Source organism: Glutamicibacter sp. BW78, assembly GCF_002332245.1.
Taxonomy (GTDB): domain Bacteria; phylum Actinomycetota; class Actinomycetes; order Actinomycetales; family Micrococcaceae; genus Arthrobacter_H; species Arthrobacter_H rhombi_A.
Map to the genome: position 1 here is coordinate 433,004 of NZ_NRGU01000038.1, position 23,781 is coordinate 456,784.

Consider the following 23,781-nt stretch of genomic DNA (forward strand, 5'->3'; position numbering starts at 1 on the left):
GTCCGGGGCCGTTCGTCTTTCGCCGCTTCCACGGCTATGAGGTCAGGGTTTGGTTGGCTTCGCCGCAGCGCCACCGGCCTCAACGTTCTCCAGCCCTGCCGGACCGCCGACCAGGGCCGTGGCTCCGGGCTTGGTCTTCGATTCGCCGCGGCTGGAGAGCCTGCGGGAAACGATCGTGGCGATCTTGGAAAGCGTGAAGTTGATGACGATGAAGACGGCAGCAACCACGATCAGGGCCTGGAGGACGTTGCCGTTGGGCGAGGAATAGGTCCTGCCGTAGAAGAGCAGCTCGTTGAAGCTGATGATGTAGCCCAGGGCGGAGTCCTTCAAGATGACCACGAACTGGCCGATCAGCGCCGGGAGCATGGCCACCAACGCCTGGGGGATCTCCACGATGCGCAGGCACTGTCCTGCCGTGAGGCCAATCGCGGTGCCGGCTTCACGCTGCCCCTTGGGCAGGTTGTGGACGCCGGAGCGGATCAGCTCGGCGACCACCGAACCGTTGTAGAACACCAGTGCCGCGACCACGGCCCACAGGGCGCTGTCATTCATCTGCAGGGTACGTGAGAAGAAGATGTTGAAGAACAGGATCATCAGCAGCACGGGAACCGCGCGGAAGAACTCCACGATAATGGAGCAGAACACATTGATCAGCGGGTTCTTCGAGATCCGTCCGATGCCAAAGAGTAGGCCGAAGACCACCGAACCGACGATCGCGAGGGCCGCTGCTTTCAGCGTGTTGGCCAGACCGGGAAGCAGATAGTCCATCCAGGTATTGGCTTCGAGGAAATCATCCCATTTATCGGGGGCCATCTGCCCCTTGGACGCCAGACCTGAAATCATCCACCACAGAAGCGCCAGGATGGCGAGGGCACCGATGATGTTGATGATGAGAATGTTGCGCCGAGACTTGGGGCCCGGCGCGTCGAACAGTACGGATGCGCTCATTGGGACACCGCCAGTTTCTTGGAGAGCCAGGTGGTTAGCAGGCCGACAGGGATCACGATGATCACGAAGCCGGCTGCGAAGGTCAGGAAGACCGGGATGACGATGTCGGCCCGGACGTCGAGGATGGCGTTCATGGTCGCGGAGGCCTCAATGGACACCGAACCGACGGCGGCGACGGTGGAGTTCTTGATCAGGGCAATCAACACGTTGCCCAAGGGGACAATTGCCCCGCGGAAGGCCTGCGGCAGGATGACCATACGGGCCGCGGGCATGAAGCCCAACCCGATGGCTCTGGCCGCCTCGGCCTGCCCCTGCGGGACGGTGTTCACGCCCGAGCGGATCGCCTCGCAGACGAAGGCTGCGTGGTAGATCGCCAGGCTCATGATCGCCAGGCGGAAGAAGTTCTCCTGGAACCCTCCACCGAGGTCAAGGCCCAGCTGCCCGTTCAGCGCCAAAACCCCGAACAGGATGATGATCGTCAGCGGGGTATTACGGATGACGTTGACATAGGAGGTGCCGATTGCCGCGAAGCTGGCCACGGGGGAGATCCGCATCATGGCCAGAAGGGTGCCCAGGATCAGGGAACCGATCGCTGCGAAGAAGGTCAACTCAATGTTGACCCACAGCGCGCCGGGGATGTTGTACTCCGTGAAAATTGAAAGGTAATTATCCACTGTCTGCCTCTATCTGGGTTGCCGCGGAGGTGCGGCACCGTGGGGCGGGCTACCGGGTGGGGCCGTGGGCCCCACCCGGTATGGGGGGATGTTCCGGTAGGAACCGGAAGGGTGTCCCCGGGAGCTGCTAGGAGCAGTGATCCGGCGTCGGCGGGTTCAGCTTGGCGTTGGGCTCGTAGCCGGTGCCCTCCGTGTTCGCATCCAGTGCCTTCTTCCAGTCACCGGAATCGATCATCTTGGAGATCGCCTTGTTGATGTCCTCGCACTTATCCGAACCCTTGGGGATGCCGACACCGTACTTCTCTTCGGTGAAGGGCTTACCCACGATTTCGAACTTGCCCTGGTACGCCGGCTGGGCGGCCAGGCCGGCGAGGATGATGTCATCGGTGGTCACCGCGTCGATCGTGCCGCCTTCCATCTGGGTCACGCATTCCGCGTAACCCGGAAGTTCCTGAAGGTTGACCTTCTTGGCGTACTTGTCTTTCACCTTCCGTGCCGAGGTGGATCCGGTGACAGAGCACAGGTTCTTGCCGTTGAGGTCTTCGGGGGAGGTGATCCCGCTGTCCTTCTTCACCAGCAGGTCCTGGCCGGCGATGAAGTACGGTCCCGCGAAGTCGACGACCTTCTCCCGCTCATCGGTGATGGAATAGGTGGCGACAATCATGTCGACCTGGTTGTTCTGCAGCATGGTTTCGCGGTTCGCCGAGGGTGCCGAGACGAACTCGATGTTCTTCTCGTCGTAGCCCAGCTCGTTGGCGACATACTTGGCGACATCGACGTCGAAGCCCTTGTAATCGTTGCCGTCCTTGAAGCCCAGACCCGGCTGGTCGAACTTGATGCCGATCTTGACCTTGTCGCCGTCTCCGCCGTCGTCTCCCGAGCCGCCGCCGCATGCGGTCAGGGTCAGGGCCGCTGCGGCGGCCATGGCGGCCATCGCGTAGTGGGTCTTGCGCATGTGCTTCTCCTTGTGTTGTGACCGGGGCAGTGATGTCCGATCGCGAGTGATCCGGTCCCCCTCGGGGCCGGGCTAGTTGTTGGTAATGAGCTTTCCGAGGAAATCCTTCGCCCGGTCGCTTTGCGGGTTGGTAAAGAATTCCGTGGGGGTGGCTTGTTCCACGATCTGTCCATCGGCCATGAAGACCACCCGATCGGCCGCCTTGCGGGCGAAGCCCATCTCGTGGGTCACCACGATCATGGTCATGCCCTCTTTAGCAAGGCCGACCATCGTGTCGAGCACCTCCTGGATCATTTCCGGGTCCAGCGCCGACGTCGGCTCATCAAAGAGCATGACCTTCGGACGCATGGCCAATGCCCGGGCAATCGCCACACGCTGCTGCTGTCCGCCCGAGAGCTGTGCCGGTAGCTTGTCCTTCTGGTTGGCCACCCCCACGCGTTCGAGAAGTTCCATGGCCCGGGTGACGGCTTCGGATTTCTTCATGCCCCTGACCTTGATCGGGCCCAGGGTGACGTTTTCTAGAATGGATTTATGGGCGAAGAGGTTGAAGGACTGAAAGACCATGCCGACGTCGGCGCGGAGCTGGGCCAGGGTCCTTCCCTCTTCGGGAAGCTTCTTGCCGTCGATGAAGATGGCGCCGTCGTCAATGGTCTCGAGTCGGTTGATGGTTCGGCAGAGCGTTGACTTGCCGGAACCGGAGGGGCCCAGGACGACCACGACCTCGCCGCGCGCGACTTCGAGATCGATGTCCTGCAGGACATGGAGGGCGCCATAGTGCTTATTGACCTGGTCGAGCCTGACGACCGGGGAGCTGGAGGCGGCCTCGGTGCCAGTGCGGGATGAATTGCTCATGCCATGACAGTAGCCGATGTAACGCAGCACACCATGGGTAGTCGCCACCTTGGTGACCGAATCTTTACAAAACTCACCGGCACTCGCCTGCCATCACGTATCGACGACGATAGGCTGGACCCATGCCAGACTCTTCAAACCCACGTCAGACGATCAATGCACTGCGGGAAATCGCTCGTCGAAAAGGGGCAGTGGTCTTGCGGCGAGACCAGGCCAACGTCGACCAATCCGACCGGATGCTGCTTGAATCCAAGCCGTCGGGGGAGGACTTCACCCATACCGATCCCTGGCGCGTTTTGCGCATCCAGAGTGAGTTCGTCGAAGGTTTCGGCACCTTGGCCCAACTCGGCCCGGCGATCAGTGTCTTCGGCTCGGCGCGCACACCGCGGGACTCGGAGCGATACCAGCAAGGTGTGGACGCGGGACGCCTGCTGGGAGAGGCGGGTTACGCCGTGATCACCGGGGGAGGCCCCGGGGCCATGGAGGCCGCCAATAAGGGGGCCTGTGAAGCCGGGGCTGTGTCCGTCGGCCTCGGGATCGAATTGCCGTTCGAGACCGGGATGAATGAATGGGTCGATCTGGGGGTGAACTTCAGGTACTTCTTCGTTCGCAAGACCATGTTCGTCAAATACTCGCAGGGGTTCGTCGTGCTTCCCGGTGGATTCGGGACCCTGGACGAACTCTTCGAAGCACTGACCCTGGTCCAGACACAAAAGGTGACCAGCTTCCCGATCGTGCTGGTCGGCACCGCCTACTGGGGCCCGCTGGTCGACTGGCTGCGCGACACCGTCGCCGAGGAAGGGGCCATCGGGGCCTCCGACCTGGACCTCATCCACCTGACAGACGACGTGGAAGACGCGGTTCGACGGGTCGTTGGCGGCGGACACCCGCCGGTAGGCAAGGCCTAGAGATGCAATATCTTCTGGTGTTCGTCGGTGTCCTCCTCATCGGAGCGACGATCTTCTTCACGGTGGGCACCCGGCGTGGATTGGCGGGGTCGGAACCGGCACGGACCGACGGGATCCTGGGGCTGACCGAACCGGTCCCATCCCTTCCACCGGTCCTGCTTCCCGATCGCCCCGGGCCGCAGGATATCGCCCGCATGCGGTTGGGGGTGGGGCTGCGCGGTTACCGGTGCGACCAGGTCGACGAGGTGATCGGAGTGCTCTCCGAGGAAATCGGTCGACTCCAGGAAGAACTCGATGCGACACGGCAGGGACCTGTGATTAGCGCCACGGGACAATCTCCTGAATAATATGAAATGCAGGTTGAACAAGAACGGGGTGGTGTTTGCCGTCCTCGTCAGAGACGATCCGCGGGCCCGGTGGGACCGTGACATGCAGGAAGGAAGTCAGCATTAATGGCTGCGATGAAACCGCGTACCGGGGATGGCCCCATGGAGGTTACCAAGGAGGGTCGTAGCCTCATCATGCGGGTTCCGATTGACGGCGGAGGACGCCTGGTAGTGGAACTCAATGCCGAGGAGGCTGCCGAACTGAAGGCCTGTCTCGTCGGTGTCACTGAGTAGTTCCCGCACGATACTTCCACCAGAAAGGCAGGAACGGCATGCGCCGTGTTCCTGCCTTTTTGCCGCCCTAGGACCTTTTTGTCGCCCCGGGGCCCCTGCCCGGTTCCATGGTTCCCGTTTAGCTGGTGCGCACGGCCAAAAGCAGTCCGCTACCGGTGGGGACGGTGCTGACCACCAGATGCTCGTTATCGCGGAGCATCCGCCCAACGTTCCGCGCTGCGACGGTGCTGCGGTCGCGCACGGCCGGCTGCGGGACACGGTCACCGTCGAGCGCGTCGTTGATGATCAGCATCCCGCCCGTACGCAATAGGCGGACCCCATGCTCGGCGTACTCCACAAGATTCTGCTTATCGGCATCGATGAACACCATATCGTAGGCGCCATCGGTCAGCCGGGGGAGTACATCGCGGGCCCGCCCTCCGATGGTGCGGGTCCGGTTGGCCGGGATACCTGCATCCAAATAAGCTTGGCGTGCCGCATTGAGATGGTCGACGTCGATGTCGATCGTGGTGAACACCGCCTGCGGGGAGAGCCCACGCAGCAGGCTGAGGCCCGAAACGCCGGCACCGGCTCCAACCTCGACGACCGTGCGGGCCTTCGAGTTGGCAGCCAGGACCTGCAACAAAGAGGCGATGCCGGGACCCACGGGATCCACCCCCAGTTCGTAGGCGCGTTCCCGGGCACGGGTGATCACGTCGTCCTCGACGGGCAGTGCTTCGGTATAGGACCAGCTACTGTGCTTGTCGGAGCTCATGGGGTGCGATGTTCCTCGGTTCGTGGTTGCGCGGCGGGGACCGGACGGCCCCGGACCATCTTAGCGCCGCCACCGGATCCATGTTGTGGTGGCATATGCTCAGAGCTTGTTCAGCCTGCTCACAGGATCATCGGGAAGAATTGACACCGTGATTGTCAAACGAAGCATAGAAGACGGAGCCTTAGCCTCGCGTGCCGAGCAGGAGTTGGAAGTGCCGTCGTGGGACGAAATAGTCCAGAACCACTCCGCTAAGGTCTTCCGGCTGGCTTACCGCCTGACGGGCAACCGGTTCGATGCCGAGGATCTCACCCAAGAGACGTTCGTGCGTGTCTTCCGCTCGCTGCACAACTTCACCCCCGGGACGATCGACGGATGGCTTCACCGGATCACCACCAACCTCTTCCTCGATCAGGCCCGTCGCCGGAACCGCATCCGTTTCGACGCCCTCGCCGAAGACGCCGAAACCCGGCTTCCGGGTCGGGACCCCGGCCCGGAGCGGACCTTCGAGTTCAACAACCTGGATGTCGACATTCACCTGGCCCTCGATGAGCTGGCCCCCGAATTCCGTGCCGCCGTCGTGCTGTGCGATCTGGAGGGGCTCTCCTATGAAGAGGTAGCCGAAACCTTGGGCATCAAACTGGGCACTGTCCGTTCACGAATCCACCGTGGCCGGTCGCAACTGCGCGTCAAGCTGGCTCACCGTGCCCCCACACCTGCCGCAACCCAGAACCGACCCAAGGTGGGGCCCGCGGTATCCGAGGCCAGCTGACGATGCACCGACACGCCAAACGCATCGACGGATATCTCGACGGGGAGCTCAACGAACGCCAGCGGGCGGCGTTGGAGCAACACGTTGGGCTCTGTGCCGACTGCCGGCTGCAGCTGGAGGATCGCCGCCGACTCAAACGTCGGCTGCAGTCGCTCAATACAGCGGCCGAGGAAACCATGCCCGACGCAGCGCTGATGGGGCGGTTGCGAGAGAGCCCGTGGGCAGCGGGGGGCCCGACGGGATTCGCCGAGGCCTCTCACGACGCCGACGGACACGGCTCGCGGCTGCGCGCCCTCGCCCCGGCATTGGCGGCGACTGCTGTGGCCGCCATGCTGACCGCTGTGGTGTGTGCCGCCTGGGTGCTCGGTGGGGCCGTCCAGAACGCGACCGACAGCCACGGACCGATAGCTGCCTCGTGGTCGGGGACAGAAACTGAATTGAGCCGGTCAGACCTCGGTGCGTTGCGGGCTGCGGGCTGGAATTGTCCGAATATGGCACCCGCGGGCCTGGAACTGGTGAAGGCCAGCGGCAGCCGGACCGGGATGATCGATCATGTGACGCTCGAGTTCTCCGGCACTCAGGGTGAAGTGGTCCTGACCGAGTCGCGGAACCGAAATACCGAACTGTTGAAATCATCGCTGTTCCAGCCAGCCGCCGCGCCGAAGCGGACCAGCACCCACGCCGCGGGTTCGGCAACATCCCACCTGCAGAGCATCGACGGTGAAACCGTCTCGGTGGTCACCGTTGATGGCGGGATGGAAATGGATATGCAGAATGCCACCTATGCGCTGCGATCCTCCATGGATGGGCCAAGCATCGACGCGGTGAAGCATCGGATCGTAGCCACCGAACATGCCCGCCTGGCCCCGCATGCCGAGGGGACCGAGAGAATGCTGACCCGGTTAGGTCGCGGAATGTCGCGGCTTCTGGTCCTGGATACCGATTACTGATGTCGTTCGTGAACGTCAACGTTGCGCCGCAACACCAGCAGACGGGGCCGTGGAGTTCGGGACAGCGGCTTCGACCGGGTAATCTCTAGACGTGTTCGGAATTAACGGTGGCGAGTTCCTCATTCTCGTGGTGTTGGCGGTCTTCGTGCTGGGCCCCGACAAACTCCCGGTTTATGCGCAACAGCTGGCGCGCCTGGTCAAGGAAGTGCGCAAGATGGCCACCGGCGCCAAAGAGCAGCTCCGGGAAGAAGTCGGTGATGAGATCGCCGATATTGACTGGCGCAAACTCGATCCCCGGCAGTACGATCCCCGCAAGATCATCAAGGATGCCTTGCTCGACGACGCAGATGACGTCGTGGCTGCCGCCCGCGAACCCCTACCCGCTGCCCGGCCCCACAAGGCTCTGGCAGCTTCCGGTCCCGAACGGACCGGCGGAGAAGACCTCCCAACCAACGAACCGGCCCCCTTCGACCTCGAGGCGACCTGAGCTCACGGCAGCTGCCGCCGCGACGGCCGGGGGCATAGCAGCCGCCCGCATCCGTTGTGCCACTTACCCCTCGCGCGGAGTGACATCCAGTTTCAAACCCGAAAGCCCCCGGGGGCGATGCGCCAGCTTCCGGGCAATGGCCGTCATCTCGCGGGCCGCAGCGGAATCCGGATCGGCCACGACGATGGGTGTCCCCGCATCGGCGGACTCGCGCAGACTCTGATCCAGCGGTACCTCGCCCAGCAAGGGAACTTCCGTTTCCAGCGATCCGGCGAGCCGTTCGGCCAACAGTTTGCCGCCGCCGGAGCCGAAAGGGTAAGCCCGGGTTCCATCGGGCAGTTCGAACCATGACATGTTTTCCACGACGCCGATGACCTGCTGACCGGTTTGGCTGGCCAGGGCGCCGGCCCGTTCGGCGATCGAAGCCGCCGAAGCCTGGGGCGTGGTGGTCACCAGGATCGAAGAACCGGGCAGCAGTTGGCCGACCGAAATCGCTACGTCTCCGGTGCCCGGAGGCAGGTCCAGGAGCAACACGTCCAGATCGCCGAAGTGCACGTCGGTGAGGAACTGTTCCAGGGCTCGGTGGAGCATGGGGCCACGCCAGATGACCGGCTGATTGCCCTCGATGAACATGCCGATGGAGATGACCTTCACCCCGTGCGCCACCGGTGGCAGGATCATCTCGTCCATCCGGGTCGGCGGCTGGGTAATACCCATGAGCCCCGGCACCGAAAAACCATGGACATCGGCATCGATGATCCCCACCCGTAGCCCGGCGGCCGCCATCGAGCAGGCGAGGTTCACGGTCAGACTCGATTTGCCGACCCCGCCCTTGCCGCTGGCCACCGCGATGACCCGGGTCAAGGACCCGGGTTCACTAAACGGGATGGTGTGACGTTTCAAACCGCTCTTCAAGGCGCCGCGCTGCTCGGGGGACATGACCCCCAATTCGACCTGTGCTTCGGTGATCCCCGGCACCGATCGGACCGCCTCCGCCGTGTCTTCCATGATCGTCTGGCGCAGGGGGCAGCCGGAGATGGTCAACAGGACGCGCACGTGGGCGGCGCCTGCCTCGTCGACCCGTACGGAGTCGACCATGCCAAGCTCGGTGATCGGACGACGAAGTTCGGGGTCCTGGACCCCGGCAAGAGCCTCGAGGACTGCTGCCTCTTGTGGACCTGTGGTGCTGGGTTGGGTCAAACTACTCGATGTTCCCTTCTCTGTCGCTCTCGACCTCGTCGGTGGACGTGCGCTCGGGACGCGGTCCCCGCACGCGCGGCAACGTGGTGGTTGCCTCGGAGACCTTTTCCTTGCGCTTGGGGGCCTTGCCCCGAAGGCGGATGTCTTCACCCTCGTTGGATTCCACAAGCTCTTCAAGCGCGGAACGCAATTCGCTGCGCACGTAGTCGCGGGTGGCCACATCCCGCAAGGCGATCCGCAGCGCTGCCAGCTCACGGGTGAGGTACTCGGTGTCGTAGAGGTTGCGTTCGGCCCGGTTGCGGTCCTCCGTCAGCGAGACCTTATCCCGGTCGTCCTGACGGTTCTGGGCCAACAGCAGCAGCGGGGCAGCATAGGAAGCCTGGAGGGAGAGCATCAGCGTCAGCGCGGTGAAGCCCAGGGCCGCGGAGTCGAAGCGCAAGGAATCCGGGCCCCACGTGTTCCAGGCCAACCAGACGATGCAGAAGATCGACATGTAGACCAGGAACGCCGGGGTGCCCATGAAGCGGGCAAAACCCTCGGTGGCCTTGCCGAAAGCATCGGGGTTCGGGGAGACCCGGGGCCAGAGCCTGGCCCGGGCGCCGAGAGGAGTGTCCAGTCCCGAACTGTTCTTGAGTTGTTCAGCCATGGCTGCTGACTCCCTTCGGCTGGATCTTCTCATCATGGGTGCGCCAGTCCTCGGGCAGGATATGGTCCAGCACGTCGTCGACGGTGACCGCCCCGACCAGCCGGCCTTCCCTGTTGACCACCGGCATCGAGGTCAGGTTGTAGGCGGCCAACATCCGGGAGACTTCGCTGACATCGGTGGTATCCAGGACCGGTTCCAGATCGTTGTCCAGGATGTTTCCCACCGGCTCCGGCGGTGGATAGCGCAAGAGCGCCTGGATATGGACCATACCCAAGTATTTGCCCGTCGGGGTTTCCAGGGGCGGGCGGCAGACATACACGCTCGAGGCGAGCGCCTGGCTGATCTCTTCCCGCCGGACATTGGCCAGGGCTTCGGCGACGGTGGCTTCGGGGGGCAACACGATCGGCACCGGGGTCATCATCGACCCAGCGGTGTTCTCCTCGTATTCCAGCAGGCGGCGCACATCGTCGGCCTCTTCGGGTTCCATCAGCTGCAGCAACGCCTCTTGCTGGACCTCCTCCAACTCATGGAGGAGGTCGGCGGCATCATCGGGGTCCATTTCCTCCAGCACGACGGCGGCCCGTTCCATATCGAGGGAGGAAAGGATCTGCACCTGCTCCTCATCGGGAAGTTCCTGGAGGACATCGGCCAACCGGTCGTCCTGTAGTTCGACGGCCACTTCAAGTCGGCGCTTCGTGCTCATCTCATGCAGGGCCTCGGCGAAGTCCGCCGGTTTGAGTTCCTCATGGGCCGCGACGAACTGGGTAGCAGCCTGGGGGTCGTCCCGGTTGCCGTGCAGGATCTCGTTCCAGGACACCAGCAGGCGGTGACCGCGGGAGAGTCGGCGCAGGGCACGGAACCCGCTGGCCGGATCCGAACCGCGGCGAACATAGTAGTCGGACAGGCCCCAATCGCCATTGCGCAGCTGCTGCAGCCCGATATCCTCCACCACGGCGGTACCCGAGCCGTCGGTGAAGGAGACCACCCGGTCGAAAAGTTCGGCGACCACCAGCGTTTCGGCGCCGCGTTGCTGGAAGCGGCGCAGGTTGACCAGTCCCGAACAGATGATCTGTTGGGACTCCATGGCCTGCACACGCGTCATCGGCACGAACACACGCTTCTTGCCCGGAACTTCCACGACGAGACCGACGCTCAAGACCTGTTTGCGGGGACCGCGATCGAGCACCACGACATCACGCAGCCGGCCCAGACGGTCACCCAGCGGGTCGAAGACATCGAGGCCGAGCAAGCGGGCAATGAATACCTTATTTGATGAGCTGCTCACCCTGCTAGGTTACCGGCTGGACCACCCGTACGTCAGGGAGCGGCCAGGAGGCGACGCACCGGTTCACCGGGAGCGATAACACCCCACCAACGACCGTGGAGGGGGCAGAATGGAACCATGAGTCCACAAACCGGCGCCAACCGGAACGCCTCCGCCCAACTGGGACCTCCCCGCGGGGAGATTCTGGGCCGTTACGATTCCTATCTGGATGCCCAGAAGGTCGTCGATTACCTGGCCGACCACGACTTCCCCGTTGCCGGGGTGAGCATTATCGGCAACGACTTGATGACCGTCGAACGGGTCACCGCGAAACTGAGCTACCCGAAGGTGGCCCTGGCAGGGGCTGCACAAGGTGCCATGTTCGGGATCTTCGTGGGCCTGATTCTGAGTATTTTTGGCCCCGAAGGCGGACTGACCCAGATCCTGTCCTCGGTTGGACTAGGAATGGCCATCTGGATGATCGTCGGAGTGGTCAGCTATTCGTTCCGCAAGGGCAAGCGCGATTTCTCCTCCTCCAGCCAGGTGATGGCCACCAGCTACGACGTCGTCGTCGCGTTCGAGCATGCCGCGGCGGCCCGCCAACTGGCCGCGAAACTTCCGATGAGCCGGGTCGAGGCCCAACAGGTCACTCCCGCGTGGGCACCCCCACGCCAGCATGGTGCTGCCGGGAGCCCCGGACATGAAGCACCCTCCACCTCAGCGGGGGCGGCACCAGAGCCCACGGCCGGGGAACCCCGTCACGACGAGGGACACGGGACGCCGGAGACCGGGAAGGCGCCCGGCGCCGACGCGCCGACGCGCCCATCGTCGGCGTCATACTCAGATCTCCCGGACGGGCGCCCGCAATACGGTGTCCGGGTCACCCCGGAGCACGAACCGACTCCGGAGGCAGAGTCGACCGCGCAGGCCGACCAGCAGCCTGCCGAAGGCACCCGCCCTGGGGAGGGCGAAGAGCGGACCGGCGGGACGGACCCCCTGCCGTAGGCGACCGCCCGCGGCTCTGGCCAGTGCATCGGTCCGCGCCGGCCGAGAGGCAGCCACACATCAAAGAAGGCTGGTTCCTCCCCGAGGGGAGGAACCAGCCTTTTCTTTTCGGCTGGGGCGACTACTTGGTGTTCGCCGCGTAGATGCCGGCCATCCAGGATTCGATCTCCTCGGCGGTGCGCGGCAAGGCGGCACTGAGGTTCTCGCAACCATCGGCGGTCACCAGGACGTCGTCCTCGAGACGCACACCGATGCCCCGGTATTCGGCCGGCACGGCCAGGTCCTCGGACTTGAAGTACAGGCCGGGCTCGATGGTGAAGACCATGCCGGGCTCCAATACCGCATCCAGGTACAGGTCACGTTTGGCCTGGGCACAGTCGTGCACATCCAAGCCGAGGTGGTGGCTGGTGCCGTGCGGCATCCACCGGCGGTGGTGCTGGCCTTCGGGGGACAGGGCCTCCTCCAGCGACACCGGCAGCAGACCCCAGGCGTCCAGGTTTTCTGCCAGGACCTTCAGGGCGGCCTCATGCAGCTCACGGAATTTGCGGCCGGGGCGGGCCACCTCGAAGGCGGCGTCGGCGGCGTCAAGGACTGCCTGATAGATGCGGCGCTGCACGTCTGAGTACTTGCCGTTGACCGGCAGGGTCCGGGTGATATCCGCGGTGTAGAGCGAATCGGCCTCGACCCCGGCGTCGAGCAGCAGCAGATCCCCGGTATTGACCTGTCCGGAGTTGCGGATCCAGTGCAGGACCGTGGCGTTGTTGCCGGAGGCGGCAATGGTGTCGTAGCCCAGGTCGTTGCCTTCCTCCCGGGCCCGGGCGAAGAAGGCGCCCTCGACGACCCGCTCGCCACGCTTATGCTCGATGGCGCGCGGAAGTTCGCCGACGACATCGTGGAACCCGTTGACGGTGGCTTCCACGGCGGAGCGCATCTGCTCGATTTCCCAGTCGTCCTTGACCAGACGCAGTTCGGAGAGGGCTTCGGAAAGTTCCCCGTCGAGGCGGTCCGAAGCTTCCAGATCGACCCCGGTGTTGATCCGGGAGGTGTCCACCAGGGCGTCGCAGTTCAGATCCACATCGCGCAGCAGGCGGATCCGCATGCCACCGATTTCCGTGGCGCCAGCACCTGCGGTGATGGCTTCCTCCAGCTCGACATCAATATGGGCGGTGGGAATCTCCAGTCGGGCCTTCAAGACATCCAGGGTCGGACGGGTGCCGATCCAGAATTCACCGGAGCGGGCATCCGAGTAGAATTCCTCGCTATCCCGACCGGCCATGGGACGGAAATAGAGGGTCGCCAGGTGGTTTCCGCCGTCGTCCCCGGCACCCTCCTCGGTGGGTTCCAAAAGCAGGACGGCATCGGGTTCGTGGTCGACGCCCAGACCGGTGAGGTGGGCGAAGCCGGAGTGCGGGCGGAAACGGTAGTCGGTGTCGTTGGAACGGACCTTCAACGGTCCGGCCGGGATGACGAGGCGTTCGCCGGGGAATTTAGCTGAAAGGGCGCGGCGGCGGGCTGCAGCGTAGGGTGCAACGGCGTCGGGGCCGGGAGAGGTGGCTTCGGTGGAAGGGGCCCATTGGGAACCCATGAAGTCCTTGAAGGCCTGCGAGGACGGGCGCTGTGAACGGTTGTTCACGCGTTCCTCGAGGGGTTGATCGCTGCCGGGGGTGTTGTTCGCTTGAGTCATCACCGTCCCATGTTCTCAAAGCCGGGGCGATACACCAAGGCGCCGGTAGGCTGGGGGAATGCTGATCGACCTGCATGCGCACTCGAACGTCTCGGACGGGACCGAATCCCCGTCACAGTTGATGGCCGCTGCGGCCGCCGCCGGCCTGGACGTCGTGGCGCTGACCGACCATGACCAGACCTCCGGATGGGCCGAAGCCGCCACCGCAGCCCTCGAAACCGGTGTGGGGCTGGTTCCGGGAATGGAGATCTCCTGCAAGACGGCTCGCGGGGTGAGCGTGCACCTGTTGTCCTACCTGCATGACCCCACACAGCAGGCCCTGCTCGCGGAAATCGACAAGGCCCGCGACGCGCGGGTCCACCGGGCGCGGAAGATGGTTGAACTGATCTCCGAGGATTACCCGATCACCTGGGATTTGGTGGGCGAACAGTCAGCTCCCGGAGCGACGTTGGGCAGGCCGCATATTGCCGATGCGCTGGTGGCTGCCGGAGTGGTGTCCAGTCGCAGTGAAGCCTTCGCCACGGTCCTGACATCGCAGTCACGCTATTACGTGGGCCATTATGCGGTGGACCCCGTGAGCGCCGTGGAACTGGTGCGGGCCGCCGGAGGAGTGCCGGTCTTCGCCCACCCCATGGCGGAGCTGCGTGGCCGGGTGGTTGAGCCGGAGGTCTTCGATGACATGATCGAGGCCGGCCTGCTCGGGCTGGAAATCGACCATCGAGATAATTCGGCCAGCGGCCGCAGGTTCCTGCAGTCATTAGCCGGCCGGCATGATCTGATCGTGACCGGCTCCAGTGACTACCACGGCACAGGAAAACCCAACCGGCTCGGCGAGAATTCCACGAGCGTGGAGATGCTTCGCCGCATCCTCGAGGCAGGGACCGGAACTGCTGCTGTGGGAGTACCCAAAATATAACCTGCCAGTACCTTAGATTTCCGCCTGCCGGGAAGAACCTCCGTCATCTGATAGTGTCACCGACGTAGGGGGTTGCTTGAGGCAACTTGTCGAGCATTCATCCGATTGCCTGAACGACCCCTGGTTCCACCGGAGGTAGAACAAGAACCTCCACCGTTTGAGTGGCCATGACCCGAAAGCCGGGTAGCCGCACGCGCCGCGTCAACAGCGGCCCTGCAGGTCCGGTTGAGTCCGGGTGGAATGCGCGCCTTGAATGCGTCCGCACCGGACAATGCCCGCCTCACGGTGGCCTGGCAATAGCGCCCGAATTCCCGGGCCGGCGCGCTGCGACAAGGGGAGGCATCCGGTTGGCCGACCCGCGAGAAGAGGAGCAGCATGGCACCGAACGGTGTAGAGCTCCAGCAGTTGAGCGGATGGTTAGTCATCGGCCTGTTGGTGTTTTTTTACGGTGGGACATTCCTGATGACCCTCGGGATTGGCAAGAAGAAGGAAAACGCGGACGGCTACATGACCGCGGGCAACAACATCGGCTTCGGCATCTCCGCGGCGAGCATGACCGCAACGTGGATCTGGGCCTCGTCGATGTACGCCTCGGCAACCTCCGGCTACACCTACGGCATCTCCGGCCCCATCCACTACGGGCTCTGGGGCGCCTTGATGATCCTGTTCATCTACCCCTTCGGCAAACGCATCCGCTCCGTGGCCCCCCGGGCGCACACCCTGGCCGAAGTCATGCACGCCCGGCACGGCCGGGGCAGCCAGCTCATGCTCGCCGGCTCCAACGTGGTGGGCAGCCTGATTAGCCTGACTAGTAACTTCATCGCCGGCGGCGCACTGATCGGCCTGCTGTCGCCCTTCAGCTTCCAGCAGGGGATCCTCACCGTCGCGGCCGGCACCCTGCTGTACTCGCTGTGGTCGGGTTTCCGTGCCTCCGTGTTGACCGACTTCGCGCAGGTGCTGGCCATGCTCGGCGCCGTTGTGGTCATCATCCCGGTGGTGTTCTTCGCCGCGGGCGGGACGAACATGTTCGTCGAGGGGGTCTCGAACGTGACCCCCCAGCAGGCGAACTTCTTCTCCTCAGAGGCCTTCATGAACCAGGGCGCGCCGTACATCGCGGCGGTGCTGGCCTACGCCATCGGCAACCAGACCATTGCGCAGCGGCTCTTCGCCGTCCGTGAGGATCTGATCAAAAAGACGTTCGTCACCGCTACCGTTGGCTATGGGGCCACCATCATCGGCGTCGGCATGCTCGGCGTCATGGCCCTGTACCTGGGCATCACGCCCACCGGCGGGGACCTGAACAACCTGATCCCCGAAATGGCAGCCACCTACCTCGGGCCGGTGTTGTTGTGCCTGTTCCTGGTGATGATCATCGGGGCGTTGTCCTCCACGGCCGACTCCGATCTCAGCGCCCTGTCCTCGATCATGATGGCCGATATCTACGGGCAGAACGTGGCCAAAAAGGGTGAAGTCAACCCGAAGACCATGCTCCTGGTCGGTCGTATCTCCATGGTCGTCGCCACCGGTGCCGGGCTCTACTTCGCTAGTGGGGCGCTGAACATCCTGGACCTCCTGGTCTTCGTCGGGGCCCTGTGGGGTTGCCTGGTCTTCCCGGTGATTTCCAGCTTCTACTGGAAGAAGGTCACCAATATGGCCTTCGTGACGTCGGTGATCGTCGCCCTGGCGATCTTCATCCCCGTACGTTTCTCCTGGATCCCCGTCGACGGGCTCTGGGGTTACACGGTCGACGTCTTGTCGATCGTCGGGGTCGGTGTGGTGCTCGGGCTGATGCTCTTCGGCTTCTTCGGTGGCCGGGTGGCACGGATCGGTGGCGTCATCGCGACCCTGGCCGTTGCGCCCTTCGCCTTCGGGCACCTGCATGACTACGCGGTCCTCAGCGGCTCCCTCGTCGCCTACGCGGTCTCCACGGTGCTGTGCTATGTGATGTCAGCCCGGTCCTCGATGGAATTCGACTTCGAGACCATCAAGGACAAGGTGGGCGATTTCGACCCCTCGGATCGCGCGACAGCAGCCCAGCCCGACACCGCAGAAACGCATTCCTGATCCTGTAGGAGGAGACAATATGGAACCGATGATCTTGACCGCATATGTGCTCATCTGGCCGGTGATCGTTGCCGGAACACTTTTCGTCATCACCCGGGCCTTCCTGCGTGAATGGCGCCAGGCGCGTCGGGACGAGCGCACGATGGTCTAATCGTCCGCGTGGACCGACCGCTCCGGCACCCTGCCAGGTGACGGAGCAGGCGGCCGTTGCACCACCGGTTCGGTAGGGGGGGCAACGGCCGTCTTGTCGTTCAAGAGGAGTGCCGGTGGGAAGAGAACGACGACGTTGTTCCCTGCCCACCGGCTGCCGTGCCGACTGCACGGTCACCTGTGCTGGAAGACAGTATGCTCCGGAAGGCGCTCACGCATGGTCTCGATGGCTGCTGGATTCGCGTCCACGCAGACGAACCGCCGATCCAACTGGGTTGCGGCAGCGCCGGTAGTGCCTGAACCGGCGAAGAAGTCCAACACCCAGTCTCCCGGACGGCTGCTGGCGGCGATGATTCGGCGCAGGATCCCTAGCGGTTTCTGCGTGGGATAGCCGGTCTTCTCCTTGCCGGTGGGCGAGACGATGGTATGCCACCAGACATCGGTGGGTAGCTTGCCACGGGCCGCCTTCTCGGCGGTGACCAGCCCGGGGGCCATATAGGGTTCCCGGTCGACTTCGACGGAATCGAAGTGGTAGGTGGACGGGTTCTTGACATACACCAGGATGTTGTCGTGCTTAGCCGGCCACCGGCTCTTGGACCGGGCACCGTAGTCATAGGACCAGATGATCTCGTTGAGGAAGCACTTCCGGCCGAAGATCGCGTCCAGCATCACTTTGGCGTAGTGGACCTCCCGGAAATCCAGGTGGAGGTATAACGTGCCGTCGTCAGCTAGCAGCCTCCACGCCTCCAGGAGGCGCGGCTCCAGGAAAGCCCAGTAGTCATCGAAGGCATCATCGTAGCTGTGCAGGGTTCCACGGATGGTCGAGTAGCTGGCGCCCTTGAAACCTACCCGGTCACCCGAACCGTCGGTATTGCGGACCATCGTCGTCGCCTGCCGCGATTGCTGGCGACCGGTGTTGAACGGCGGGTCGATGTAGACGAGAGTGAACGAACCATCGGGCAAGGTGGGCAGGAAATCGGCGTTATCGGCCTGGACGACGAGGTCGGGCCCATCGGGGGACCAGCTGTTCGCGGACCCCACACGGGTGGGGACCCCGGCGGTGTGGCCGGGCTCCCCACCGGATGCCGGCATGGTTGCACCCACAGGTGCTACTCGGACTCGTTGCGGTTGACGACCTCGCCGTGGTGCCGGCGCGTCCGCGAGCGGCGACGACGTGCCGGACGAGCTGCCTCGTCGCTGGTGGGACCGGTCTCGGCGGGCTGGCGGTTCGCCTCGCCGGTTGCCTCGCGGTTGGGGCGGTCGGATCGGCCGTGCCCGCGACCACGACGGCCGGCACCATCTCCGCCTGATTCCGAGTCGCGGCCGCGTCCGCGACCTGCATCGCGCCCCGAACGGGACCCTGATCCACGGCCCTTCTCACGTTCGGCCGGACGCTTGCCGGTTTCGCCGAGATCCTCGAGCTTCTCGCCCGACAGGCCCTGGAGCTTGCGCTGGTTGCGCGGCAGCCGACCCTTGGTCCCGGCCGGGATATCCAGATCGGTGTAGAGATGGGGTGAGGAGGAATAGGTTTCCACCGGTTCTGCCTGATCCAGTCCCAGCGCCTTGTTGATCAGGCCCCAGCGGGGGACATCGGACCAGTCAACGAACGTGATCGCCGTACCCTTTTTCCCGGCACGACCGGTGCGACCGATCCGGTGAAGGTAGGTCTTCTCGTCCTCGGGGCACTGCAGGTTGATCACGTGGGTGACGTCCTCCACATCGATGCCGCGGGCGGCCACCTCGGTGGCGACCAACACGTCGACCTTGTGGTTGCGGAAGGCCCGCAGTGCCTGCTCACGGGCGCCCTGACCGAGATCCCCGTGGATCGCACCGGCGGCGAATCCGCGGTCGATCAGTTCCTCGGACAGTTTGGCTGCCGAGCGCTTGGTCTTGGTGAAGATGATGGTGCGTCCGCGACCTTCGGCCTGCAGGACGCGGGCGACCACTTCGTCCTTATCCAGCTGGTGGGCGCGGTAGACGACCTGGCGGATGTCCTTCTTGGTGATGCCGTCGTCCTCGGGGTCCGCGGCACGGATATGCGTGGGGCGGGACATGTAGCGCCGGGCCATCGACACGACGGCGCCGGGCATGGTGGCCGAGAACAGCATGGTCTGGTGCACGGCAGGAATCGCGGCGAGCAGGGTCTCGACGTCGGGCAGGAAACCCAGATCGAGCATCTCGTCGGCTTCATCCAGGACCACGATGCGGATGTTCTTGAGGTTCAGGTGCTTCTGCTTATGCAGGTCGATCAGACGCCCCGGGGTGCCGACCACCAGTTCGACGCCGGCCGTCAGCTGTTCGATCTGCGGCTCGTAGGCCCGGCCGCCGTAGATCGTGGCGATGCGTGCGTTGCGCTTGGTCGCTGCCTTCTGGATGTCGGCGGAGACCTGGTTGGCCAGTTCACGGGTCGGGGCCACGATGAGAGCCTGCGGGGCGCCGGGGCTGGGCAGCTTGTCATAGTCGGGATCATCCCGGCCGATGACGCGTTGCAGGGCAGGAATACCGAAACCGAAAGTTTTGCCGGTACCGGTTTTAGCCTGTCCGATGATGTCGTGGCCGGCCAGGGCGACCGGCAAGGTCATCGCCTGAATCGGGAAGGGGTGGATGATGCCGGCATCGGCCAGGGACTCAACGATGTCCTCCCGGACACCGAAATCGGCGAAGGTCTGTTCGGGCAGTTCGTGCGGGGCATCCTCGGAGGCGAGGAGACCGTCGACCGGAAGCTCGATGGTTCCGGTGTCATCGGTCAGTTGTTGCTCAGTTTTCAATGAAATCTCATTCGTTTAGGCGCCGGGGCTCGGTGTGCTCGACGTCCTCTGAAAACGGAGAGCGGAGTCCACCGCAGCAGCGGCGCGTCCAGCGGAGCCGATCGCGGGCTAACCAGCGCGAATGAACGCGCAAAAGGTGCAGGTTCGCTGGGAATTCCTGCCAAGTAAATGCGTCTGGTACGACCGGGCATCCTTGTCTACCCCCTCAGTCTAACGTGCCGCGACATAAACACCGCCCCGGGACCTGGCCGCGCGTGGTGTGAGTTACGCTGGAGCCGAACCACGGGAGCCCGCAGACGGGCTGAGAGGGTGCTGCCGCCGTAGAACGGCTCCGAGCGCCGACCGAGAGACCTGATCCGGATCATGCCGGCGGAGGGAAGGTAGCGAAGCATGCATTGTGCCGTCATCGGTGCCGGGATCATCGGCTTGTCGATTGGCTGGGAACTGGCCCGCAGCGGATACCAGGTCACCGTGATCGACCCGGCCCCCGCAACGGGGGCCACCCACGCCGCGGCCGGAATGCTCGCCGCCGTCACCGAATTTCATTATCAGGAACGCGAATTGCTCCACCTCTCGGTTCCTGCTGCCGCAGCCTGGCCACAGTGGGCCCAAGCAGTGGAAACCGCCAGCGGACGGTCCACCGGCTTCGAGGCCTGCGGCACGCTGGTGGTCGCCGCCGATGCGGCCGACCGTGCCGACCTTTCGGTGCTGGCCGAAGCCCAACGCGCCGTCGGACTGGGAATCGGGGAGCTGGGAACTGCTGCGGCCCGCGAAATCGAGCCCCTGCTGGCCCCCCGGTTGGCCGGCGCCTTCCACGCCCCCGCGGACGCCAGGACCGACCCGCGTCGCACCGCCGAAGCCCTGGTGGCCGCCCTCGAGTCCGAACCCGGGGTGGCCTTTTACCGCCAGCGGGCGACCGCCGTCGTCCAGGGGGAGCGCGGGCCCACGGTGCAGACCGTCAGCGCCGACGGAGAACTGGCCGAAATCGAAGCCGATGAAGTCATCGTGGCCACCGGAACAGGAAGGATCGGCGAGCACGGGGCGCCGGGGGAGGGCCTGACCGGATTGCCAGCGATCCTGCGGCTTCCCGTGCGCCCGGTATTCGGCGACGTCCTCAGGTTGCGGCCCACCGCCACGGCCCCCCGTCCGGCGGGTTCCACGGTGCGTGCGCTGGTCTCCGGACAGCGGGTCTACATCCTGCCGCGTCGCGACGGTGAAGTCATCGTGGGCGCCACCGAACGCGAAGATGACCAGGCCGGAGTCAGCGTGGAGGGGGTGCACCGGTTGCTGCGTGATGCGCTGCGTGTCATGCCTGCCCTGGCCCACTACGAATTGGTGGAACTGACGGCCCGCGCCCGTCCCTCGACTCCCGATCACTTGCCGTTGCTCGGACGCATTGGCCCCGGATTGATCGCCGCCACGGGATTCCACCGCCATGGTGTCCTGCTCAGTGTGGCGGCTGCGGCGGCAGTCCGCACGCTACTCGCCCCGGCGCCCGAGGCCACCGCGCCACGTTCGCCCCCGACCATCCTTGACCCGACCCATCTGGCATCCTTCGACCCCTGGAGATTCTCATGAACGACACCAAGGCCCCACTGATCCTCAACGGACAGGCCGAGCCCCATGCCGAACTCAGCGTGCTGGAGCTGATCCGGCGCGAGACCGGTCTGGCGCTGGGCACCGATGGCCGCACCGCCGAGGGGACGAGTCCTGGTCTAGCGGCAGCGGTCAACGACGAGGTCGTCCCTCGCTCGGCGTGGGCCGGAACCCCGTTGCAGCCAGGCGATCGCATCGAGCTGCTCTCGGCGGTGCAAGGTGGCTGAAGTAGCCCACACCGATGACCTGGTCGTGGACGGAACCCGGTTCAGCTCACGATTGATCACCGGCACCGGCGGCGCCCCCGGCCAGGACGTCCTTGAAGCGGCACTGATTGCCGCAGGAACCGAACTCACCACGGTGTCGATGCGCCGCCATGCGGTGGTCCCGGGCCGCGAATCCATTTTCGCGTTGCTGAGCCGCCTGGGGATCCGCTTACTGCCCAATACTGCGGGATGCCATACGGCACGTGAAGCAATCCTGACCGCCAAAATGAGCCGCGAAGCGGTGGATACCGACTGGGTCAAACTCGAGGTCATCGCCGACGACGAATCATTGCTGCCCGATATTCCCGAACTGCTCAGCGCTACCGAGGAACTGGTCGCCGACGGTTTCAAGGTCTTCGCCTACACCAACGACGACCCGGTGGCAGCCCAGCGGCTCGAGGACCTGGGGTGCACGGCCGTGATGCCGCTGGGCGCGCCCATTGGCACCGGGCAGGGGATCCTGAACCCGCATAACATCGAATACATTGCCTCACGGTTGACGGTCCCCGTCGTGCTTGACGCCGGCATCGGTACCGCCTCTGACGCGGCCCTGGCCATGGAGCTGGGTTGCGACGCCGTCCTGTTGGCCACCGCCGTCACCCGGGCGCAAGAGCCGGCGTTGATGGCCGAGGCGTTCAGGCATGCGGTACGTGCCGGTCGACTGGCCCACCGGGGTGGACGAATCCCCCGCCGACCCATGGCCCACGCCTCATCAAGCATGCACGGGCGCGCTGAGTTCCTCCTGGGCTGAGCGGCCCCTCACGGGAGCCGATGGCGGGATCAGGGAATCGTGAACAACACCGTGTGCTTTTCGATATCGGCCTGGACGAGTTCGGCCTGAACGCGCTCGCCGGCTTCGGCCCGGCCCAGGAACCGGGCATTGACCGCCGGGTCGAGGACCTGCAGACGCCCTCCAGGGGCGTCACCGTTCTCGTGGGCCTTGGCGGCTTGTTCGGGGGACGTGCCATTAAGCGTGATCGCTTCGAAGGTCTCCCCGATCCGGTCCGAGAGCAGGGCAGCCTCGACGGTATCGATGGCTGCCCGCTCGGCAGTTCCCGCCACCTGGTTGGAGGACTGCATCAGCTCCGGCAACAGCGGGAGCGCCCGACGGATCCCTGCGGGAACCTCGACGCCCCGGACCAGATGCTCGCAGACGATGAGACTGAAACGATCCACCAGCCGGCGCAACGGCGCCGTGGTGTGCGCATAGGGGGCCGCGATGGCCGCCTGGCTGCGTTCAGCGGGCAGTTCGCCATCGAAGGCCGTGTAGCCGGCACCGCGGAATAAAGAGGTGGCCGCATGCATGATGGCCAACTGACGTGGTTCGGTGACGTCGAGGGAGCGCAGGAACTCGCCGTAGGGGACCCCCTGCTGCCAGGGGGTACCCAGCGAGGCAGCCTCCCGCCGGAAGGCCCTGGAACCGTGCTCATCGGGGGCGGGCATGGTCCGCAGAATTCCGATCCCGCCCTCGAGCATGATCCGTGCCGCTTCCATCCCGGTGAGCAAGGAGATCTGTGCATTCCAGTCCTCCACGGGCAGGGCGGCCCGGGTCGCGAGGAAGGGGACCCCGTCGTCGTCCACCTCGACTTCCTGCTCGGGAATGCGCAGGCTCGCGCCACCGCGTTCACGTTCGGCTTCGATCCGTTTGAGCCCGACCTCCTTCAGCAGGGCCAGTGATTCGGAGGCGCTGCCGTCGTCGATGTCGGCTTGGACGCCGGCGTAGTTGAGCTTCTGTCGGCTACACACGGTGGCGCGGGTGAGGTCGGTGCCGATCACCAGCGCGTCGGCGTCAAGACGGAAGGTCCAGACGTAGGCGCCGCGGCGTTGGCCCGGCAACAGCGAGCCGGCATCCTCGCTGATGATCTCCGGATGCAGAGGCACCCGGTGGCCTGGCAAATATAGGGTCTGCCCGCGGCGCCTGGTCTCGGTGTCCAGGGCGCCGCCTTCTGTGATGAAGGCCGGCACATCGGCGATGGCATAGCTGACCACATAGCCGTCCCCCTCGCGGGCGAGATGGACTGCTTGGTCCAAATCGGTGGAAGCAGCCGGGTCGATGGTGACAAATTCGATGTCGGTAAGGTCGTGTTCGGGCAAAACCAAGGTATCGATCGCTGCTTGGGCCTCGGCCAGTGCTTCGGGCGGATACTGCCCGGGCAGCTCCATCGCGGACACCAACGACTCCAGTGCCGCCGCAAGCCGTGTCTGGCGGGCACCGGTTTTCAGGTCAATGAGTTTGCGCACCACAGGTTCAGCCTAACCACATCAGTGGGGGAAACGTGCGCCCGACCCGGGGAGGGAGCGGGGC

Annotated in this window: 25 protein-coding genes and 1 riboswitch; of the genes, 13 read left to right on the forward strand and 12 right to left on the reverse strand. The window is 64.6% G+C overall.

Going from position 1 to position 23,781, the window contains the following annotated elements; genetic code table 11:
- Window positions 1-42: 42 nt before the first annotated feature.
- From CIK75_RS12320 to CIK75_RS12335, 4 genes are all read right to left on the reverse strand, one after another.
- Window positions 43-948: an amino acid ABC transporter permease gene (locus tag CIK75_RS12320; RefSeq protein ID WP_086999600.1), complete on the reverse strand. Its 906-nt coding sequence runs from the start codon at window positions 946-948 to the stop codon at window positions 43-45.
- Window positions 945-1,622, reverse strand: a complete 678-nt coding sequence (locus CIK75_RS12325) for an ABC transporter permease subunit (RefSeq protein WP_086999601.1) — start codon at window positions 1,620-1,622, stop codon at window positions 945-947. The genes CIK75_RS12320 and CIK75_RS12325 overlap by 4 nt, the downstream gene beginning before the upstream one ends.
- Window positions 1,623-1,749: 127 nt before the next feature.
- Entirely contained in the window at window positions 1,750-2,577 is an 828-nt protein-coding gene (locus CIK75_RS12330) for a glutamate ABC transporter substrate-binding protein (RefSeq protein ID WP_086999603.1), read from the reverse strand.
- A 72-nt stretch (window positions 2,578-2,649) separates the two neighbouring features.
- Window positions 2,650-3,429: an amino acid ABC transporter ATP-binding protein gene (locus CIK75_RS12335; RefSeq protein ID WP_086999605.1), complete on the reverse strand. Its 780-nt coding sequence runs from the start codon at window positions 3,427-3,429 to the stop codon at window positions 2,650-2,652.
- Window positions 3,430-3,551: 122 nt separating this feature from the next.
- On the opposite strand from CIK75_RS12335, the gene CIK75_RS12340 reads away from it, so the two are divergent.
- The 3 genes from CIK75_RS12340 (at window position 3,552) to CIK75_RS12350 (ending at window position 4,957) form a co-directional block, all read left to right on the forward strand.
- Window positions 3,552-4,337, forward strand: a complete 786-nt coding sequence (locus CIK75_RS12340; protein ID WP_086999607.1) for a TIGR00730 family Rossman fold protein — start codon at window positions 3,552-3,554, stop codon at window positions 4,335-4,337.
- Between the two features lie 2 nt (window positions 4,338-4,339).
- Window positions 4,340-4,684 carry a hypothetical protein gene (locus tag CIK75_RS12345; protein WP_086999609.1) on the forward strand — a complete coding sequence of 115 codons (345 nt, stop codon included), beginning with the start codon at window positions 4,340-4,342 and terminating at the stop codon, window positions 4,682-4,684.
- A 105-nt stretch (window positions 4,685-4,789) separates the two neighbouring features.
- On the forward strand, window positions 4,790-4,957 hold the full coding sequence (locus CIK75_RS12350; RefSeq protein ID WP_086999611.1) for a DUF3117 domain-containing protein: 168 nt from the start codon (window positions 4,790-4,792) through the stop codon (window positions 4,955-4,957).
- 118 nt (window positions 4,958-5,075) lie between these two features.
- Here CIK75_RS12350 and CIK75_RS12355 read toward each other — a convergent pair whose 3' ends face one another.
- Complete coding sequence (locus CIK75_RS12355) at window positions 5,076-5,711, reverse strand: O-methyltransferase (protein WP_086999613.1); 636 nt, start codon at window positions 5,709-5,711, stop codon at window positions 5,076-5,078.
- A gap of 166 nt (window positions 5,712-5,877) precedes the next feature.
- Between CIK75_RS12355 and sigE the strand changes: the two genes are divergently transcribed.
- The 3 genes from sigE (at window position 5,878) to CIK75_RS12370 (ending at window position 7,917) form a co-directional block, all read left to right on the forward strand.
- Complete coding sequence (gene sigE / locus CIK75_RS12360; RefSeq protein ID WP_241895444.1) at window positions 5,878-6,480, forward strand: RNA polymerase sigma factor SigE; 603 nt, start codon at window positions 5,878-5,880, stop codon at window positions 6,478-6,480.
- A gap of 2 nt (window positions 6,481-6,482) precedes the next feature.
- Window positions 6,483-7,430 carry an anti-sigma factor gene (locus CIK75_RS12365; RefSeq protein ID WP_086999615.1) on the forward strand — a complete coding sequence of 316 codons (948 nt, stop codon included), beginning with the start codon at window positions 6,483-6,485 and terminating at the stop codon, window positions 7,428-7,430.
- A gap of 91 nt (window positions 7,431-7,521) precedes the next feature.
- Window positions 7,522-7,917, forward strand: coding sequence for a sec-independent translocase (locus CIK75_RS12370; protein WP_086999617.1), 396 nt, complete (start codon window positions 7,522-7,524; stop codon window positions 7,915-7,917).
- Between the two features lie 63 nt (window positions 7,918-7,980).
- Here CIK75_RS12370 and CIK75_RS12375 read toward each other — a convergent pair whose 3' ends face one another.
- Genes CIK75_RS12375 through CIK75_RS12385 form a run of 3 tightly spaced genes read right to left on the reverse strand, consistent with a single transcriptional unit; the run spans window position 7,981 to window position 11,048 of the window.
- Window positions 7,981-9,117 carry an Mrp/NBP35 family ATP-binding protein gene (locus CIK75_RS12375; protein ID WP_241895425.1) on the reverse strand — a complete coding sequence of 379 codons (1,137 nt, stop codon included), beginning with the start codon at window positions 9,115-9,117 and terminating at the stop codon, window positions 7,981-7,983.
- Window position 9,118: 1 nt separating this feature from the next.
- Window positions 9,119-9,763 (reverse strand): DUF1003 domain-containing protein, encoded by a 645-nt coding sequence (locus CIK75_RS12380; RefSeq protein ID WP_086999618.1) that lies wholly within the window; start codon window positions 9,761-9,763, stop codon window positions 9,119-9,121.
- Entirely contained in the window at window positions 9,756-11,048 is a 1,293-nt protein-coding gene (locus CIK75_RS12385; RefSeq protein ID WP_086999620.1) for a CBS domain-containing protein, read from the reverse strand. Before CIK75_RS12385 ends, CIK75_RS12380 begins: the two co-directional genes overlap by 8 nt.
- Before the next feature lie 117 nt (window positions 11,049-11,165).
- On the opposite strand from CIK75_RS12385, the gene CIK75_RS12390 reads away from it, so the two are divergent.
- On the forward strand, window positions 11,166-12,032 hold the full coding sequence (locus CIK75_RS12390) for a general stress protein (protein WP_086999622.1): 867 nt from the start codon (window positions 11,166-11,168) through the stop codon (window positions 12,030-12,032).
- A gap of 121 nt (window positions 12,033-12,153) precedes the next feature.
- On the opposite strand, the gene CIK75_RS12395 is transcribed toward CIK75_RS12390, so the two are convergent.
- Window positions 12,154-13,716 (reverse strand): aminopeptidase P family protein, encoded by a 1,563-nt coding sequence (locus tag CIK75_RS12395; RefSeq protein ID WP_086999624.1) that lies wholly within the window; start codon window positions 13,714-13,716, stop codon window positions 12,154-12,156.
- Between the two features lie 58 nt (window positions 13,717-13,774).
- On the opposite strand from CIK75_RS12395, the gene CIK75_RS12400 reads away from it, so the two are divergent.
- The 3 genes from CIK75_RS12400 to CIK75_RS16560 all read left to right on the forward strand — a co-directional run bounded on the left by CIK75_RS12400 (window position 13,775) and on the right by CIK75_RS16560 (window position 16,847).
- Window positions 13,775-14,632 carry a PHP domain-containing protein gene (locus CIK75_RS12400; protein WP_096224384.1) on the forward strand — a complete coding sequence of 286 codons (858 nt, stop codon included), beginning with the start codon at window positions 13,775-13,777 and terminating at the stop codon, window positions 14,630-14,632.
- A gap of 375 nt (window positions 14,633-15,007) precedes the next feature.
- Entirely contained in the window at window positions 15,008-16,696 is a 1,689-nt protein-coding gene (locus tag CIK75_RS12405; RefSeq protein WP_096224385.1) for a sodium:solute symporter family protein, read from the forward strand.
- Window positions 16,697-16,724: 28 nt separating this feature from the next.
- Complete coding sequence (locus CIK75_RS16560) at window positions 16,725-16,847, forward strand: putative transporter small subunit (protein ID WP_241895426.1); 123 nt, start codon at window positions 16,725-16,727, stop codon at window positions 16,845-16,847.
- Between the two features lie 173 nt (window positions 16,848-17,020).
- Here the strand turns inward: CIK75_RS16560 and CIK75_RS12410 are convergent, their stop codons facing one another.
- Both CIK75_RS12410 and CIK75_RS12415 read right to left on the reverse strand, forming a co-directional pair.
- Window positions 17,021-17,938 (reverse strand): site-specific DNA-methyltransferase, encoded by a 918-nt coding sequence (locus CIK75_RS12410; RefSeq protein WP_096224386.1) that lies wholly within the window; start codon window positions 17,936-17,938, stop codon window positions 17,021-17,023.
- Window positions 17,939-17,955: 17 nt separating this feature from the next.
- Entirely contained in the window at window positions 17,956-19,614 is a 1,659-nt protein-coding gene (locus tag CIK75_RS12415; RefSeq protein ID WP_241895427.1) for a DEAD/DEAH box helicase, read from the reverse strand.
- Between the two features lie 272 nt (window positions 19,615-19,886).
- Window positions 19,887-20,010, forward strand: a riboswitch (TPP riboswitch).
- On the opposite strand from CIK75_RS12415, the gene thiO reads away from it, so the two are divergent.
- The 3 genes from thiO to CIK75_RS12430 all read left to right on the forward strand — a co-directional run bounded on the left by thiO (window position 20,005) and on the right by CIK75_RS12430 (window position 22,227).
- Window positions 20,005-21,192 carry a glycine oxidase ThiO gene (gene thiO / locus CIK75_RS12420; protein WP_096224387.1) on the forward strand — a complete coding sequence of 396 codons (1,188 nt, stop codon included), beginning with the start codon at window positions 20,005-20,007 and terminating at the stop codon, window positions 21,190-21,192. It overlaps the preceding riboswitch by 6 nt.
- On the forward strand, window positions 21,189-21,437 hold the full coding sequence (gene thiS / locus CIK75_RS12425; RefSeq protein WP_096224388.1) for a sulfur carrier protein ThiS: 249 nt from the start codon (window positions 21,189-21,191) through the stop codon (window positions 21,435-21,437). Before thiO ends, thiS begins: the two co-directional genes overlap by 4 nt.
- Window positions 21,430-22,227: a thiazole synthase gene (locus CIK75_RS12430; protein WP_096224389.1), complete on the forward strand. Its 798-nt coding sequence runs from the start codon at window positions 21,430-21,432 to the stop codon at window positions 22,225-22,227. Before thiS ends, CIK75_RS12430 begins: the two co-directional genes overlap by 8 nt.
- Window positions 22,228-22,256: 29 nt before the next feature.
- On the opposite strand, the gene CIK75_RS12435 is transcribed toward CIK75_RS12430, so the two are convergent.
- Complete coding sequence (locus tag CIK75_RS12435; RefSeq protein ID WP_241895428.1) at window positions 22,257-23,720, reverse strand: RNB domain-containing ribonuclease; 1,464 nt, start codon at window positions 23,718-23,720, stop codon at window positions 22,257-22,259.
- Window positions 23,721-23,781: the final 61 nt, after the last annotated feature.